We start from the raw sequence: 15,945 nt of genomic DNA, 5'->3' as shown, positions 1-15,945 counted from the left end.
GCGATGTTTTACCCCACCCATGAGATCACGCAACCTTCGCCAACAAGGACTTGACGGCTGTTTCGGTATTGGCGATTGCCGCCTGCAGCGCATCGGGACCGAGCACCGTGCCTTCGACGCGTACCACTTCAACGTCGGTCAAGCCGATGAAACCGAGCAAGTGCAGCAAATAGTTGGTTTGAAAGTCGAAAGGCGCCCAAGCACCTTCCGAAAACACGCCGCCAGCAGCGGTAACGAGATAGACATTCTTGCCAACGAGCAATCCTTTTGGCCCGGTGTCGCCATAGCTGAAAGTGATGCCTGGCCAAGTGACGTGATCGAACCATGCCTTGAGCTGTGAGGACGGGCCGAAGTTGATCATGCCCGACCCCAGCACGATCACATCGGCGGCCTTCAATTCATCCACCAGTTCCTGGGCGATCTTCACGGCCTCGATCTGTTCCGGCGTGCGCTCTTCGGGCGATGTGATGCGGCCCTCGATGTAGGCCGGGGCGATGTGCGGCGGCGGATTGGCGGCAAGGTCGCGCACAGCAAGCGAGCCGCCCGAGTGGCCCAGGATGCCTTCAGCGATCTGAATGGCGAAACGGGTGGAAAGGCTGTCCGCTCCGCGCGGACTGGAAGTGACAAGTAGAGTACGGTTCATGATTGCTCCTAAGTATAAAATAAGAACTGAGTAAACTATTTAATCTAAATTACCAATTCATACGAAGGATGGTATGGTCACTTCCGTTTCCCCACAAGAAGGCACACGCATGTCACCTAGTCACACCGAACTACCTGCCGACATGCCTGCTCCTGACGCAGGTGGCTGTCTGGCGACCCGTAAAATCCTGGATCGCATCGGCGACAAGTGGACCCTCTACATCGTCGCCACGCTGGCTAAAGGCCCGCAGCGCTTCAACGAATTGAAGCGTGGCATCGACGGCATTTCCCAACGGATGCTGACGCTGACCTTGCGCGGACTGGAACGTGACGGACTGATTACCCGAACGATGTATCCGACCATTCCTCCACGCGTCGAATACGAACTCACCGACATGGGAAAAACGCTGCTGGAGCCGGTGATGGCACTGGTCAACTGGGCGAACGAAAACCAGTTCGCCATTGCGCAGGCGCACGAACGTTTTGACGAAAAGCCCGAGTCAGATCAGGTGATGATTCAGGGCGTTATCTACGAACGTCGATAAGCGAATCTCAGGCGACTCGGGGTTACCGGACGTGCAGATTCTCGGTTGACCGGGAAGTTAGTTGCACCTGGTATGACCAAGGAGCGAAAACGGTGAAAACTGGCTCAGCCCGATGCCGGAAATAGTTTGATTACGGGAACGATCCAAAAACATGCGGAGATGACTGCCCAAACCCCAGGCAATAAAAAACCCCGTAACCGTTGATCTACGGGGTTTTCAAGGGTGGAGGCCGAGGTCAGAATCGAACCGGCGTAGGCGGACTTGCAATCCAGGTAAAATTCAATCTTTTCAATCAGTTAGTGATAGACCAGCTCCACAGGCTTGAATCTCCACGAAGGCTGGAACCCACGGCCTATGCGGAGCAGGATTGTGATTGCGGAACTGATTTCTCAGGGACTTCTAATGGTCAAAAGAGGTCGGTCATGAGTGGGCGCAGCAGTCATTTGCGTCATGACCTGGACAGTTAGCACAACGCCCCGGATTCACGGTTTTGCCCGTGAGCCAAACCATTGTTCGTCGATGGTCTAGAGCATCTGTTCGAGGGATCTGCTTGAGCATGCTCGGCCTCGCATTACATGAAGTACGGCTTATCGCCGTCAGTGTTCGGCTTGTTCACGCCCAGGTTGGCACCCACATGCAGATCAGGTGAGCCGATGATCTTGACGATTAGGTCTGCCACGCTCCTGCGCGACACCACGGTGCCCTTGAACGGCTCACCCTTGGCGGTGATTTCATAGTCCACCTCTTCTTCATCGGTCAGCCAGGCCGGGCGCAAGATGCTGTACTCCAGACCAGATGCCTCGATGGCATCCGCAGCGCGGCGGTAGGGCTTGAGATCCTCTCCGATGATGGCGTGGTTCCACTCGCCGAACTTGCCGGGAATCTCGTCATAGATGCCCAGTTGCGGATTTCGGTGAACGTGACCGAGCGTTTCGCTAATACGTGACCGGTGCTTCCACCCCGGTTGCGCGGGTTCTGGATTGTAATCGCATCGGTCACGATGCGGCTTGTTCCTCGGCTTTTTTTCGGCGCAGCGACTCGCCTTTCATCGTCAGTCGGTAGGCGTTGTGCACCAGGCGGTCGAGGATGGCATCGGCCAGGGTCGGGTCGTTGATCCAGCCGTGCCAGTGCTCGATGGGCAGTTGGCTCGTCAGGATGGTGGAGCGGCTGCCAGCGCGGTCGTCGATCACCTCCAGCAGGTCATGCCGGGCTCCTTCCTCCAGCGGGGCTAGCGCCCAGTCGTCCAGCACCAGGACGTCGACCTTTGCCAGCTGTTGCAGGGTACGGCCGAAGCTGCCGTCGCCATGAGCGATGCGCAGTTGTTCCAGCAGGCGCGGGGTGCGCAGGTACAGGGTGCTATAGCCCTGGCGGCAGGCCTGGTTGCCCAGGGCGCAGGCCAGCCAGGTTTTGCCGGCACCGGTCGGGCCGGTCAGCAGCAGGTTGTGCTGCTGGCGGATCCAGTCGCCACTGGCCAGGGTGGCGATCAGACGCTCGTCCAGGGCGCGTCCGGTGCGGCGGTCGAGATCTTCCAGGCAGGCGTTGGCGTACTTGAGCTTGGCCTTCTTGCGCAGCCGTACCAGGCGCTGGTTGTCACGCCAGGCCAGTTCGCGGTCGAGCAGTAGGCCGAGGCGTTCATCGAAGCTCAGGCTGTGGCTGGCCGGCAGCGTCCATTGCTCTTCCAGGGCGCGGGCCATGCCGTCCAGGCGTAGCTGGTGCAGTTGATTCAGGGTGTGTTGCGGCATCATCGAACAGCTCCTGTTGCGGGGGTTGGTAGTAGTCGGCGCCACGGACGTTCTCGTGGTCGCCGGGTAAGGTCGTTTCGGCGGCACGCTGGGGCAGCGGCTGTTGATCCAGGCCTTGCTGGAGCAGGTTGCGCACGCTGCGCCCGGTGAAGGCGCGCAGGTGTACGGCACGTTCGGCAGCGGCTTCCAGGCGTGCATTGCCATAGCGCCGGGCCAGCGAGAGCAGGCCGAGGCAGGCGCGGTAGCCCATCTCCGGGTGCGGCTTGTGGGTCAGTTGGTGATCGATCAGTTGGCGCGTGTAGGGGCCGATCCGCGCGCCCCAGTCGAGCAGGCGTTGTGGCGTCCATTCGCGATGCGCCTGGTGCGCCGCGGGCATGTGCTCGCGCTGGGTACTGTAAGCGCCGCGTCGCCCCAGCAGCAGGTGGCTGGCCACCCGCCGGTTGCCATGCAGCACTTCCAGGGTGTGTGCCGTCAGTCGCACGTCCACGTTCTGCCGGGCCAGGGCGGAGGGCACGCTGTAGAAGCTGCCATTGACCTCGATGTGGTAGTCGATGCTGACCTTGCAGCGCTTGAAGGTGGCGACCTCGTAGGGATGCACCGGCAGCGCTCGCAAGGCCGGGCGATCCAGGCGCTCGAACCAGTCGCGCCGGCAGCCATCGAGCCGCTTGAACGGGCGCCGATTCAGATCCTCCAGCAGCTCGGCGATGGCCTGGTTAAGCGCATGCAGGCTGAAGAACTGCCGATGGCGCAGCCGCGCCATGATCCAGCGCTCGACCACCTGCACCGCCACCTCGGCCTTGGCCTTGTCCTGAGGCTTGCGTGGCCGTGCCGGCAGGATCACCGTCTGGTAATGACGCGCGCACTCCAGCGTGGCCCGGTTCAGGCCCGGCTCGTAGCGATCCGGCTGGGCGACCAGGGCGCGCGGATTGTCCGGCACAACCATTTCCGGCACGCCGCCAAAGTAGGTCAGAGCCTGGCCCAGCGAGGTCAGCCAGTCCACCTGGGTTTCGCCTGGCGTCGCGCAGGCATAGGTGTAATTCGAGGCGCCCAGGGCGGCGACGAAGATGTGCGCCCGGCGCACTTCGCCGGTGGCCGGGTCGACCACCGGCAGCGTCGGCCCGGCATAGTCGATGAATAGCTTCTCGCCCGCACGGTGCAGCTGACGCATCGAACGTTTGAGCGTCTGGGCGTAGCGCCGGTAGTGCTCGACGAACTGGGTGTAGCGGTAGGTCGGCTGGCCCGCATGCGCGGCGAGATATTCCTCCCACAGCAGCTGCAAGGTCACGCCCTTGCGTCGCAACTCGCGGTGGATGCTCAGCACATCGGGCAGCACTCGCTCACCGCGCGGCTTGTTCGTCGACGTCGGTGCAAACAAGGCGGCCGCCAGCGCGGCCTCGTCCATGGCCACCAGCGCCGGCCAGTCCAGCCCGGCCACCCGCGCCGCCGCGATGTACTTGCTAACCACGCCCTTGGACAGCTGCAAGGCACGGGCAATCTTCTCGTGGGACAAGCCGGCCTCAAACTTGAGGCGCAGACATTCTTTGATGTTTCGCATGGCTACTCGCGGCGCCGCCATCTTCCTCTCCCGAAATCGGTCGAGGATGGCGGCGCATCAGGTCATGCGCAACGAAGGGGAAGGCTTTCGCTAAGTCGTGACCGGCGATTTCGGTAAGCCGTGACCACCTGTTTCGGAACAGGCGGAAAATCGGTCACGTTGCTACCGAAATGAGCGGTCACGCGTTAGCGAAATGACCGGTCACGATCAACCGAAACGGCCGGTCACGGTGCTCCGAAATCCGCACCCAGTGACAGCACGAAAACCAGGCGATGTACCCCGCAGGCCTGCATGGCGGCGATGATGGCTCGGGCTTGTTTATCCAGATCTTCGCCAATCAGGTTGGCGTAGACGATGTCCTGCCCGACCATCACCTGGCGCAGCAGCTTCTTGTCGAGTACATCGCCAATCACCACCTGCGCATTGGCTGGTTCCCGCCCGGAGAGTTTTCGTGGATTGCGCAGCAGGAGGGTCTGCTGCACATCGGCGTGTTGTCCTAAGTCCAGGGCTACCCACTGGGCGATTTGCCCAGTGGCGCCGAGAATCAGTACTCGTTTCATGATTTCTGCCGTTTAGAGATGCTTTTTGAAGAAGGGCACGATCTGCGACATGGCTAGAGCGACCGGCTCGGGTTGGTCATACAGGTCGTAATGCGACCAGCCCTCGGCGACGAAGATCTGCTTGGCCTTCGAGGCAGCGCGACCGTAGATCTCCCAACCATCGCGGTAGGCGCCAAAGCCACCGGGCTTGTCGCCGATCACCACGAGCAACGGCTGGGTCAGCAGGGTTTCGGCATGGGCGAAGGCGTCCCAGGCCATGGCCGCACTGTTGAAGGAGAACAGGCCGCTGGTGGCGCCATTGGGCTGCCGGCCACGGGCCGACTTGTAATAGTCGGTGGCCTCCAGTACGTCGATATCGCTGATACCGGCCTGCTTGCCTGCCTCGACAGAGTCCGGCAGATAGTTGATCACTTGACGCGCCGCGCCTTTGGCTTCCGCCGTGCGCTGGGCCGCCATGGCCTCTAGTGCGCCAACCTGGTCGAACTGGCTGAAGCCTTCGCGCATCAGGCGACCGAAGTTCACCCCGGTGATCGAGGTCAGCGCCCTGATGCGATGGTCGGTGCTGGCCGCGCTGATAGTGTAGGCGCCGCCGCCGCACACGCCGATGGCGCCGATGCGCTGAGCGTCCACATAGGGCAGGCTCACCAGGTAATCGATGGCGAAGCGGATGTCGGAAACGCGAATCGCCGGATCTTCCATGAAGCGTGGCTCACCGCCGCTGGCACCCTGGAAGCTGGCGTCGAAGGCCAGCACTACGAAGCCTTCCTGCGCTAGTTGGCGGGCGTAGATGTTGCCGGAAGTCTGCTCCTTGCAGCTGCCAATCGGGTGAGTGCTGACAATGGCCGGATACTGCTTGCCTTCGTCAAAATCTGGCGGCAGGTAGAGGTCGGCGGCTGAATCCCAGCCCAGGTTGCGGTAGGTGACATGCTTGAGGATGGTCATGGTCTGAAGCTCCTGTGAGCCGGCGCGAGCCACGCCGGCATTATCGGGAAAGATGAGTTACAAACGGCTCTGGAAGAACTTGGCCAGTACCGCGACGGCTTCGCTCACGTAGGGCTGCTGGTCGTACAGCGACATGTGGTTGGCGCCCTCGATCACATGCCTCTGCTTGTCACCGCTGGCTGCGCGAGCGAGCAGGTCATCGCTCATCCATTTGCTGCCGGCCTGGCTGCCCACCACGATCTGGATCGGCTGGGTGAGGAAGGCCTCGGCCTTGTGATAGGCGTCGTAGGTGATGATCTGCGGCAGGCTACGTGCGGTCATGAAACCTGGGGCGTTGGGATGCTGGCAGCGCTTGGTGTGGTAATACTCCCAGGCTTCACGCAGCTCCTCGTTCGGCGCGTCTTCCTCGCGCATCGGTGCTAGCGGCAAGGTTGCCAGTTCGGTGCTGTTGGCATCGCTGGTACGGGCCTGAGAGCCATGTTCGATATAGGGCAGTGCATCGGCATCCTTGACGATGTTCTCCCAGCCGTTGCGGAACATCTGACCGATGTTGACTGCGCTCACGGTGCCGATGGCCTTAATGCGGCGGTCGTTGATGGCGGCGTTGGCGGTGTAGCCACCTCCGGCGCAGATGCCCATGGCGCCGACTCGGTTGTTGTCGACATAGGGCAAGGTGGTCAGGTAATCAACCACCGCACTGATGTCCTCGGTGCGGATGTAAGGGTTCTCCAGCTGGCGCGGTAGGCCAGTGCTCTCGCCCTGGAAGGACGCATCGAAGGCGATGGCCAGAAATCCTTGCTCAGCCAGTTTCTGTGCATAGAGACCAGAAGCCTGCTCCTTCACCCCACCGCCAGGGTGAGCGATGACAATGGCCGGATACTGCTTGCCAGCATCGAAACCAGCGGGCTGATAGATCACGGCAGCAATGGTAACGCCCTGGCCATTGAGGGTTTGAATGTAGACGTTTTGCATGGTGGAGGCTCCAGTGGCTGAGCGCCGGGGTGTCGCTCGATGGATTCATGCTAGGCCGAGTTTTGTTCTAGAAAAATATGCAAGAATCGACATGACTCGTCAGGATTACTTAACAAAATGTCGATCAACCCCTCTCTGCTCCCTGCCTTAGCCTGGTTCGTCCATATCGCCCGCCATCGCAGCTTTACCAAAGCGGCGACCGAGATGGAAATGTCCCGCGCGGCACTCTCCCAGCATCTCAAGAGCCTTGAGCAGCAGCTCAATGTGCGTCTGCTGCATCGCACCACACGCGATATGTCGCTGACCGAGGAAGGTCAGCGGCTGTTCGACGCCGTGGCCCCGGCGTTGAAGACCATAGATACGGCAGTGGCCGAACTGGGCGAGGTACAGTCCGCACCGAGCGGGCTGATCCGCGTGAACACCTCGCGCATCGCCGCGCGTACCTTGCTGGAGCCCTACTTGGGCGAGTTTCTCGCCCGCTACCCAAGGTTGCGTCTGGAACTGGTGCTTAATGACGGCTTCGCCAACATCATCGCGGGTGGTGCCGATGTAGGGATTCGCCTGGGAGAAAGCCTGGACGAGCATATGGTGGCGATACCCATTACCCCGCGTATCGAGATGGCAGTGGTCGGCTCTCCGGCTTACTTCGAGCGCCACGGTATTCCGCAGACCCCGGCTGAACTTGTTCAACACAACTGCCTGGCCTATCGCTTCACCAGCAGCGGCACAATCGACCGCTGGTCGTTCACCTCGCCAGATGCCGAGGCCCACACACAGGTATTCGAGCCGCGCGGCAGCGCCCTGTTCAACGACGACGAGAGCATGTTGAGGGCCGCTATACAGGGAGTGGGGTTGATCAAGTATCTCGACGTCTGCGTGCGCGAGCAGTTGGCGTCGGGTGAGTTGATCAGGGTCTTGCAGCCATGGTGCCAGCCTTTCCCTGGCTTCTATCTCTATGCGCCAACACGAGCCCAGATGCCGGCCAAGGTGCGGACACTGATCGACTTTCTTGTAGAGAAACGGTCGTTATTGGGTTGATTGCCAAAAGAAGCGAGGTTGCTTGAGTGGCGGCTAATGGCCGGTAGCTGCTTCTAGCTAAGGGCTGCTGTGGGTCGAAAGGAGACGGTCATACACCGATTGCAACTCATCCCCTCAAATAACACGGCGCCAACGATGCACTTGCCCTCTTCCATATCGCCAACGACACGCTATATGCAAATCCTGTTACCCGGGGTTGGCGGCCGCACTGAGCGACGGACCGAGCAGCGCTGATAAATGCCCGCGTCGAGAAGGTCGCCCATGGCCCATTCTTCCGGCAGATATGGCCTGCCCTATTGATAGTTGGTTCGAGTGGGACGACGAAAGCGGCCCGAAGAAGCAGCCCTCAACGCCAAAGGGGCGCGCAAAACATATGGCGCTACACCAGGGAGAGTCCACAGAGGCCTTCGAATGGTTCAAGGTCAGCTCCGCCGTGGGAAACGTCAGCCACCACGGCGTCCTGCAGTCCGAACACAATCCCAAATCTCCACTGCTCGCCAGCACGACTCGCACTCATAACTCAACGCCTTGACCTAAACTCGACGCGTGCCCCAATGAGTCTAAGGACTGGACGCAATGCTCACAAAAAAAGCCTCAATTTTTACCACCGAGTGGACTGATGCCAAACTCAAGGTTGGTCATGTAGTTCTATTCATTTCAGTAGTGTGCATCTCTCTGATTGCGATAAGCGCATGGGGGATCTTCAACTCCTTGGAGTATCATTTACACGACAAAGAAACCGAGATGTCCAATCTCTCGAAGACGTTATCCTCCAATATCGAAGCAACTCTAACCCAAGCGGACTCCGTGCTGTTAGGTGCAAAAGAGCACCTGGAGTCTGAAGGCAGTAACGTCGACAACTTAAAAAAACTAGAAGAACTACTAAAATCACAACAAAAACGACTACCTCAAATCCATGGTTTTTTTGTCTATGACGAGCAAGGAGACTGGCTGCTGAATTCAAATGGCAGCATCCCCGTCGGCGCCAACAACTCAGACCGAGACTATTTTATTTATCATCGCGACCATGCGGATCCAGGACCTTACCTTGGCCCATCCATACGCAGTCGTTCAACAAATGATTGGATTATGACAGTATCACGCCGGATCAATCATCCAGACGGAAGTTTCGCTGGTGTCGCGATAGCCACGATTTATCTTAATTATTTCCTCGGTCTTTACGATGGTGTAGACATGGGAGAAAACGGCATTATAAATCTGGCAACATCAGACGGACATATTATAGTTCGCAAACCATTTCACGAGTCAGAAGTGGGTCTAAACATATCAAAAGGGGAAGTATTCGCACTACTAAAGCCTGACGTGAATTCAGGAACTGCGACGATAAAATCATTTGTAGACGGTGTAGAGCGTGTAATAGGCTTTCGACGCGTTAATGGGTACCCTCTCGTGGTCATTGCTGCATTTGACAGGAATGAGATTCTAGCCGACTGGCGAAGCGAGTCTTTTGGCAGCCTAGTAATATCCGCAATACTACTATTAATTCTTAGTCTTATAGGCTACCGACTAGCAAAATTAATAAAAAAACAAATCCAAGCACAAAGAGAGCTACAGAAATCCCAAAAAAAATACATTGAAGCCAATAAGACACTTAAATCAATGGCGCTCGAAGATGGGCTAACAGGGATTGCCAATCGGCGTCATTTCGACTTGTTCTTAGAGGCTGAAATCAGTCGAAAAAAACGCAAGCCCAATGACACCACCCTTATAATAATTGATATTGACTTCTTCAAGCTCTACAACGACCACTACGGCCACGTCCAGGGTGACGAATGCTTAAAGAGTGTAGCCGCAATAATTAAAAGCCACGTAAACCGAAGCGGCGATCTTGCCGCTCGATACGGAGGAGAAGAATTTGCCATCATACTTACAAACACAGACTACATCGGAGCATTCCTTCTAGCTGAAAAGATACGAATCGACCTAGAGAAAAACAAGATTGAACATATTAAGTCCCCATTGGGCGTAGTCACCATCAGCATTGGCATTAGCGCACTCTCTGAAGGGGATTTTAGTATTTCCAAGAGCCTGATAGATACTGCCGACAAAGCACTATACATCGCCAAAGCTAATGGAAAGAATAGGACAGTTATTTCAAATTAGTCTTACACCTCAAGCTACTGACTCCAGGCGATTATCTTGACGGTTCATCTTAGCGCCTGCCTGAGACATGACTGACATGCGGCAAGCGCGATTAATCCTTGGTCATCGGGCATTAACACCGGCGTTGGGGAGGATCTGCAGCACTTGAAGCCCTGGGCATTGATCATGCGTTCAGCGAATAGATCGGTTCGGCCTGGGCATCTCCAGGCGCACACTAGCGGTGCTGCGGTTGAATGCCGCCAGACGAGCCTTGGTGGCCTGCTCGGCAGCGGACTTGTTCGGGTAGATGTGGCGATCGGTGTGCACCGGCGGCAGGCCGTCCGGGGAGTCCTCGTTGCCCAGGTCGACGACCCGCAGCTTTCCGCTCTTCTTGTCCTGGTGCTTGGTCTGCACCGCCTTGTGGGTGCTCTTGTCACCGAGGCGAAACTGATAGCGGCTCACGTCGCGGCGGGTGCCAGAGATGGGACGACGCCAGATCAAAAGCCTTGGCTGAGGCTATCGAACAAGGCGACCAGGGCCTGACTAAGAAAATCGCAGGATTTCAGTTCCGTGATATCCGCCCGAAGGCGGCATCCGAAATTCTCGACCTGGACGATGCGAGCCAGCTTCTCGGACACTGAAACAGGAGACCACAAAGAAGATTTACGTTCGAGTTGGCGCCATCGCCACCCCTACGAAATAGGAAAGTTTTGGTACGCCAGCACTTTCATACAGGCAATAAAAAACCCCGTAGACGTTAATCTACGGGGTTTCAAGGGTGGAGGCCGAGGTCGGAATCGAACCGGCGTAGGCGGATTTGCAATCCAGGTAAAACTTCATAATTTTCAGCTAGTTAATGATGAATCTGTTCCGCAAGTGCCATCTCCTAGAAAGGCTGCAACCAACGGCCTATATGGGTCATCATTTTGATTGCGGAACTGATTTTACTGACACCCTTAGCGGTTCAGAGCCCAGTGACAGTCGCAGCCCTCAAGGATCCTCTACCCTTTCCTCCTGGACCCTGCAAGCTCAGTCGATCCGATGACGGATTGGTCACATCTTCATCATCCCCGACCTTACTCTACTGAGCTCTAAGCGTCTCATCGACAACTAGTACCAATTTGTACCAGTACTGTTTATCTCTGGCGCCACCTCTGGGTCAACCTAGATTCTGCTTTGGCGCACACTCGTATTGCCGTAACCCATGCAATCAGCTATGGTCGCGCAATATCACAACGCCATCATGAAATGGACCTTCGTATGAAAGAAGAACAAAACATCGAAATTGAAGTCCCGGCAGACGAACGTGACGACTTCTATAGCGACGACGACTTATTTGAAATTTCTTCGTGGGGCGCTGACTTAAGTTTCAGGGAGCTAATTGCCCGATATGATGACGACGAACTAGTAAAGCCTGAGCTTCAACGAAACTATGTTTGGGATAAAGCTGAAGCCTCTCGCTTTATAGACTCGATCTTGCTTGGACTCCCCGTTCCAAGTATTTTTCTCGCTAAAACTCTCGATGAAAAATTACTAATCATAGACGGCTACCAGCGCCTAATGACGGTCAGAGACTTCGTCAAAGGTATCTTCAGCACAGACGGCAGCATTTTCAAGCTATCACGAAGCGAAAAGATCCATGACCGTTGGAAAGGCAAGGCTTTCCTAGAACTCACGCCAGAAGAACAGAGAAAAATTCGCAACACTACAATCCATGCAATTGTATTTATGCAGAAACACCCTGTAGATGGTGACACAAGTTTATTCCAAGTATTCGAACGAATAAACTCAGGCGGTCGTTCACTGCTTCCACAGGAAATCCGAAACTGCGTATACCAAGGCCCGTTGAATTCACTTTTGTTTGAGCTCAACAAAGTCCCTGAATGGAGAGCACTCTGGGGAAATCCTGAGCCCGATTCGCGAATGAGAGACATGGAGTGCATCCTACGTTTCTTCGCGCTCTCACAGCTTGCAACTGAGAGCCCGAAAACTTCGCCTTCCAGAGTATCCTTGAAAAAATATCTCAACCAATTCATGGGACAAAATAATCAAGAATCACTGTGCACAGAGTTCAAGGAGCGCTTTATATCTGCCGTGCACTTTACATATGAACACATTGGCACCAATGCGTTCCACAACATATCGCCCTCCAATCCAGATCGTGACGTAACAGCGTTCAGCGCTACAATTTTCGACTCTGTACTTATTGCCATCGATGTGGGTATTCATAACGGCATAGCAGAGAATTATATTGAAGGGATTGCTGATCGCAGACGCAACCTACTCAAATCAAACGACTACCAGAAATCAGTTTCACAAGAAACGATGCGCAGCGAAACCATCCGAAAACGTGTTATCTGGATGTACCAAGCCTTATTGCGGATTTCGGAGCACCGTGACCGGCCGTTTCGGTTGATCGTGACCGGTCATTTCGCTAACGCGTGACCGCTCATTTCGGTAGCAACGTGACCGATTTTCCGCCTGTTCCGAAACAGGTGGTCACGGCTTACCGAAATCGCCGGTCACGACTTAGCGAAAGCCTTCCCCTTCGTTGCGCATGACCTGATGCGCCGCCATCCTCGACCGATTTCGGGAGAGGAAGATGGCGGCGCCGCGAGTAGCCATGCGAAACATCAAAGAATGTCTGCGCCTCAAGTTTGAGGCCGGCTTGTCCCACGAGAAGATTGCCCGTGCCTTGCAGCTGTCCAAGGGCGTGGTTAGCAAGTACATCGCGGCGGCGCGGGTGGCCGGGCTGGACTGGCCGGCGCTGGTGGCCATGGACGAGGCCGCGCTGGCGGCCGCCTTGTTTGCACCGACGTCGACGAACAAGCCGCGCGGTGAGCGAGTGCTGCCCGATGTGCTGAGCATCCACCGCGAGTTGCGACGCAAGGGCGTGACCTTGCAGCTGCTGTGGGAGGAATATCTCGCCGCGCATGCGGGCCAGCCGACCTACCGCTACACCCAGTTCGTCGAGCACTACCGGCGCTACGCCCAGACGCTCAAACGTTCGATGCGTCAGCTGCACCGTGCGGGCGAGAAGCTATTCATCGACTATGCCGGGCCGACGCTGCCGGTGGTCGACCCGGCCACCGGCGAAGTGCGCCGGGCGCACATCTTCGTCGCCGCCCTGGGCGCCTCGAATTACACCTATGCCTGCGCGACGCCAGGCGAAACCCAGGTGGACTGGCTGACCTCGCTGGGCCAGGCTCTGACCTACTTTGGCGGCGTGCCGGAAATGGTTGTGCCGGACAATCCGCGCGCCCTGGTCGCCCAGCCGGATCGCTACGAGCCGGGCCTGAACCGGGCCACGCTGGAGTGCGCGCGTCATTACCAGACGGTGATCCTGCCGGCACGGCCACGCAAGCCTCAGGACAAGGCCAAGGCCGAGGTGGCGGTGCAGGTGGTCGAGCGCTGGATCATGGCGCGGCTGCGCCATCGGCAGTTCTTCAGCCTGCATGCGCTTAACCAGGCCATCGCCGAGCTGCTGGAGGATCTGAATCGGCGCCCGTTCAAGCGGCTCGATGGCTGCCGGCGCGACTGGTTCGAGCGCCTGGATCGCCCGGCCTTGCGAGCGCTGCCGGTGCATCCCTACGAGGTCGCCACCTTCAAGCGCTGCAAGGTCAGCATCGACTACCACATCGAGGTCAATGGCAGCTTCTACAGCGTGCCCTCCGCCCTGGCCCGGCAGAACGTGGACGTGCGACTGACGGCACACACCCTGGAAGTGCTGCATGGCAACCGGCGGGTGGCCAGCCACCTGCTGCTGGGGCGACGCGGCGCTTACAGTACCCAGCGCGAGCACATGCCCGCGGCGCACCAGGCGCATCGCGAATGGACGCCACAACGCCTGCTCGACTGGGGCGCGCGGATCGGCCCCTACACGCGCCAACTGATCGATCACCAACTGACCCACAAGCCGCACCCGGAGATGGGCTACCGCGCCTGCCTCGGCCTGCTCTCGCTGGCCCGGCGCTATGGCAATGCACGCCTGGAAGCCGCTGCCGAACGTGCCGTACACCTGCGCGCCTTCACCGGGCGCAGCGTGCGCAACCTGCTCCAGCAAGGCCTGGATCAACAGCCGCTGCCCCAGCGTGCCGCCGAAACGACCTTACCCGGCGACCACGAGAACGTCCGTGGCGCCGACTACTACCAACCCCCGCAACAGGAGCTGTTCGATGATGCCGCAACACACCCTGAATCAACTGCACCAGCTACGCCTGGACGGCATGGCCCGCGCCCTGGAAGAGCAATGGACGCTGCCGGCCAGCCACAGCCTGAGCTTCGATGAACGCCTCGGCCTACTGCTCGACCGCGAACTGGCCTGGCGTGACAACCAGCGCCTGGTACGGCTGCGCAAGAAGGCCAAGCTCAAGTACGCCAACGCCTGCCTGGAAGATCTCGACCGCCGCACCGGACGCGCCCTGGACGAGCGTCTGATCGCCACCCTGGCCAGTGGCGACTGGATCCGCCAGCAGCACAACCTGCTGCTGACCGGCCCGACCGGTGCCGGCAAAACCTGGCTGGCCTGCGCCCTGGGCAACCAGGCCTGCCGCCAGGGCTATAGCACCCTGTACCTGCGCACCCCGCGCCTGCTGGAACAACTGCGCATCGCTCATGGCGACGGCAGCTTCGGCCGTACCCTGCAACAGCTGGCAAAGGTCGACGTCCTGGTGCTGGACGACTGGGCGCTAGCCCCGCTGGAGGAAGGAGCCCGGCATGACCTGCTGGAGGTGATCGACGACCGCGCTGGCAGCCGCTCCACCATCCTGACGAGCCAACTGCCCATCGAGCACTGGCACGGCTGGATCAACGACCCGACCCTGGCCGATGCCATCCTCGACCGCCTGGTGCACAACGCCTACCGACTGACGATGAAAGGCGAGTCGCTGCGCCGAAAAAAAGCCGAGGAACAAGCCGCATCGTGACCGATGCGATTACAATCCAGAACCCGCGCAACCGGGGTGGAAGCACCGGTCACGTATTAGCGAAACGCTCGGTCACGTTCACCGAAATCCGCACCTTATTTAATGGGGCGCAAAAATGAGAAACAGGGAAGTTGAAAGACAACTACAATCTTGCTCCCAAGAACTAGAAGGAATAAAACAATTCCTTACAGGCATGGGAGATGCGGCCACACCCACACCGTACATGAAACGATATGCAGTAATACGTGCATCTGGCACAATCGAAGTTGGCTTCAAACAAATAATCGCCGACAAGGTGGACGCAGACTGCGCCATCCAAGTAAAAAATTTCGTCAGAAAGAAAATCAGAGAAAACTCAGTAAACCCGAGGCTAGGGCAGATCCAAGCCATTCTTCAGGATTTCGACAATCGCTGGGGAAAAAAATTTGAGGAGCTTGTTGGCCTCGGCGACAAGCCCCGCTACTCCGGCGCCTTAAGCAAACTCGTAAACGCTCGCAACGAATTTGCGCATGGAGGGACACCAAATATTGATATAGCCTCAACCATTGAATATTTCAATAGTGGCGTCGAGGTGCTCAGAATTTTAGATCAAGTGGTTCATCATGAATTTGAAGAAGGCGAAGATGAACCGGTAATTGAAATACAAGATTAATTGCATACGCCGATTGTGCTCGGATATTAACGCAAAAAAGCCCTACAGCCCCGAGGAACAAGGGCTATAGGGCTTTTTTGACAAAGCTAGATAAATCGTCGCTTGGCATTAAATGGCATTGTTTGGCGTATAGATTGCTCCATTTTTGCCCCTGCCCCCCGTGAGAGCCTGTGTTCTGGAGTGCATGAGTCTCAGCAAGTGAGGCTCGGCTCTATCGCCGGTTGCGTAGCCAAGAGCCTGGGATTAACATCAACTCCCTTCCAAGGCGC

16 protein-coding genes and 2 pseudogenes are annotated in these 15,945 nt (G+C 57.6%); 10 read left to right on the top strand and 8 right to left on the bottom strand.

Going from position 1 to position 15,945, the window contains the following annotated elements; translation table 11 throughout:
* Positions 1-25 precede the first annotated feature (25 nt).
* Positions 26-643, bottom strand: a complete 618-nt coding sequence (locus BLV47_RS12970) for an FMN-dependent NADH-azoreductase (protein WP_092314113.1) — start codon at positions 641-643, stop codon at positions 26-28.
* Between the two features lie 73 nt (positions 644-716).
* On the opposite strand from BLV47_RS12970, the gene BLV47_RS12965 reads away from it, so the two are divergent.
* Positions 717-1,187, top strand: a complete 471-nt coding sequence (locus tag BLV47_RS12965) for a winged helix-turn-helix transcriptional regulator (protein ID WP_244168872.1) — start codon at positions 717-719, stop codon at positions 1,185-1,187.
* 571 nt (positions 1,188-1,758) lie between these two features.
* On the opposite strand, the gene BLV47_RS12960 is transcribed toward BLV47_RS12965, so the two are convergent.
* The 6 genes from BLV47_RS12960 to BLV47_RS12935 form a co-directional block, all read right to left on the bottom strand.
* Complete coding sequence (locus BLV47_RS12960) at positions 1,759-2,082, bottom strand: NAD(P)H-binding protein (protein WP_279626592.1); 324 nt, start codon at positions 2,080-2,082, stop codon at positions 1,759-1,761.
* Between the two features lie 100 nt (positions 2,083-2,182).
* A complete protein-coding gene (istB, locus tag BLV47_RS12955) occupies positions 2,183-2,932 on the bottom strand; it encodes an IS21-like element IS1474 family helper ATPase IstB (protein ID WP_062838242.1) in 750 nt (249 codons plus the stop codon).
* Positions 2,820-4,505, bottom strand: a complete 1,686-nt coding sequence (gene istA / locus BLV47_RS12950; protein WP_062838241.1) for an IS21 family transposase — start codon at positions 4,503-4,505, stop codon at positions 2,820-2,822. The genes istB (BLV47_RS12955) and istA (BLV47_RS12950) overlap by 113 nt, the downstream gene beginning before the upstream one ends.
* A 203-nt stretch (positions 4,506-4,708) precedes the next feature.
* Positions 4,709-5,044: an NAD(P)H-binding protein gene (locus BLV47_RS12945; RefSeq protein ID WP_092314107.1), complete on the bottom strand. Its 336-nt coding sequence runs from the start codon at positions 5,042-5,044 to the stop codon at positions 4,709-4,711.
* A gap of 12 nt (positions 5,045-5,056) precedes the next feature.
* Positions 5,057-5,986: an alpha/beta hydrolase gene (locus BLV47_RS12940; RefSeq protein ID WP_092314105.1), complete on the bottom strand. Its 930-nt coding sequence runs from the start codon at positions 5,984-5,986 to the stop codon at positions 5,057-5,059.
* Positions 5,987-6,043: 57 nt separating this feature from the next.
* Entirely contained in the window at positions 6,044-7,003 is a 960-nt protein-coding gene (locus BLV47_RS12935) for an alpha/beta hydrolase (RefSeq protein WP_482822344.1), read from the bottom strand.
* A gap of 72 nt (positions 7,004-7,075) precedes the next feature.
* Here BLV47_RS12935 and BLV47_RS12930 point away from each other — a divergent pair, with 72 nt between their 5' ends.
* From BLV47_RS12930 to BLV47_RS12920, 3 genes and pseudogenes are all read left to right on the top strand, one after another.
* Positions 7,076-7,996 (top strand): LysR family transcriptional regulator, encoded by a 921-nt coding sequence (locus tag BLV47_RS12930; RefSeq protein ID WP_092314101.1) that lies wholly within the window; start codon positions 7,076-7,078, stop codon positions 7,994-7,996.
* 140 nt (positions 7,997-8,136) lie between these two features.
* Positions 8,137-8,528 (top strand): annotated as a pseudogene (locus BLV47_RS36540) (hypothetical protein); the annotation flags it as partial.
* A gap of 44 nt (positions 8,529-8,572) precedes the next feature.
* Positions 8,573-10,120, top strand: coding sequence for a sensor domain-containing diguanylate cyclase (locus tag BLV47_RS12920; protein ID WP_092314099.1), 1,548 nt, complete (start codon positions 8,573-8,575; stop codon positions 10,118-10,120).
* A 143-nt stretch (positions 10,121-10,263) separates the two neighbouring features.
* Here BLV47_RS12920 and BLV47_RS12915 read toward each other — a convergent pair.
* A pseudogene (locus BLV47_RS12915) lies at positions 10,264-10,573 on the bottom strand (phage late control D family protein); the annotation flags it as partial.
* A 32-nt stretch (positions 10,574-10,605) separates the two neighbouring features.
* Between BLV47_RS12915 and BLV47_RS36740 the strand changes: the two are divergent.
* The 6 genes from BLV47_RS36740 (at position 10,606) to BLV47_RS12890 (ending at position 15,676) form a co-directional block, all read left to right on the top strand.
* Positions 10,606-10,740, top strand: a complete 135-nt coding sequence (locus tag BLV47_RS36740) for a site-specific integrase (RefSeq protein WP_279626577.1) — start codon at positions 10,606-10,608, stop codon at positions 10,738-10,740.
* Positions 10,741-11,359: 619 nt separating this feature from the next.
* Positions 11,360-12,544, top strand: coding sequence for a DUF262 domain-containing protein (locus BLV47_RS12905; protein WP_092314097.1), 1,185 nt, complete (start codon positions 11,360-11,362; stop codon positions 12,542-12,544).
* Between the two features lie 157 nt (positions 12,545-12,701).
* Positions 12,702-14,387 carry an IS21 family transposase gene (istA, locus tag BLV47_RS12900; protein WP_062838241.1) on the top strand — a complete coding sequence of 562 codons (1,686 nt, stop codon included), beginning with the start codon at positions 12,702-12,704 and terminating at the stop codon, positions 14,385-14,387.
* Positions 14,275-15,024 (top strand): IS21-like element IS1474 family helper ATPase IstB, encoded by a 750-nt coding sequence (gene istB / locus BLV47_RS12895; RefSeq protein WP_062838242.1) that lies wholly within the window; start codon positions 14,275-14,277, stop codon positions 15,022-15,024. Before istA (BLV47_RS12900) ends, istB (BLV47_RS12895) begins: the two co-directional genes overlap by 113 nt.
* On the top strand, positions 15,021-15,143 hold the full coding sequence (locus tag BLV47_RS36735; protein WP_279626576.1) for a hypothetical protein: 123 nt from the start codon (positions 15,021-15,023) through the stop codon (positions 15,141-15,143). The genes istB (BLV47_RS12895) and BLV47_RS36735 overlap by 4 nt, the downstream gene beginning before the upstream one ends.
* Complete coding sequence (locus BLV47_RS12890) at positions 15,140-15,676, top strand: HEPN domain-containing protein (protein ID WP_092314095.1); 537 nt, start codon at positions 15,140-15,142, stop codon at positions 15,674-15,676. Before BLV47_RS36735 ends, BLV47_RS12890 begins: the two co-directional genes overlap by 4 nt.
* The last annotated feature ends 269 nt before the right edge of the window (positions 15,677-15,945 follow it).

Source organism: Pseudomonas saponiphila, from assembly GCF_900105185.1.
GTDB lineage: Bacteria > Pseudomonadota > Gammaproteobacteria > Pseudomonadales > Pseudomonadaceae > Aquipseudomonas > Aquipseudomonas saponiphila.
This window is presented reverse-complemented; position numbering and strand designations above follow the sequence as displayed.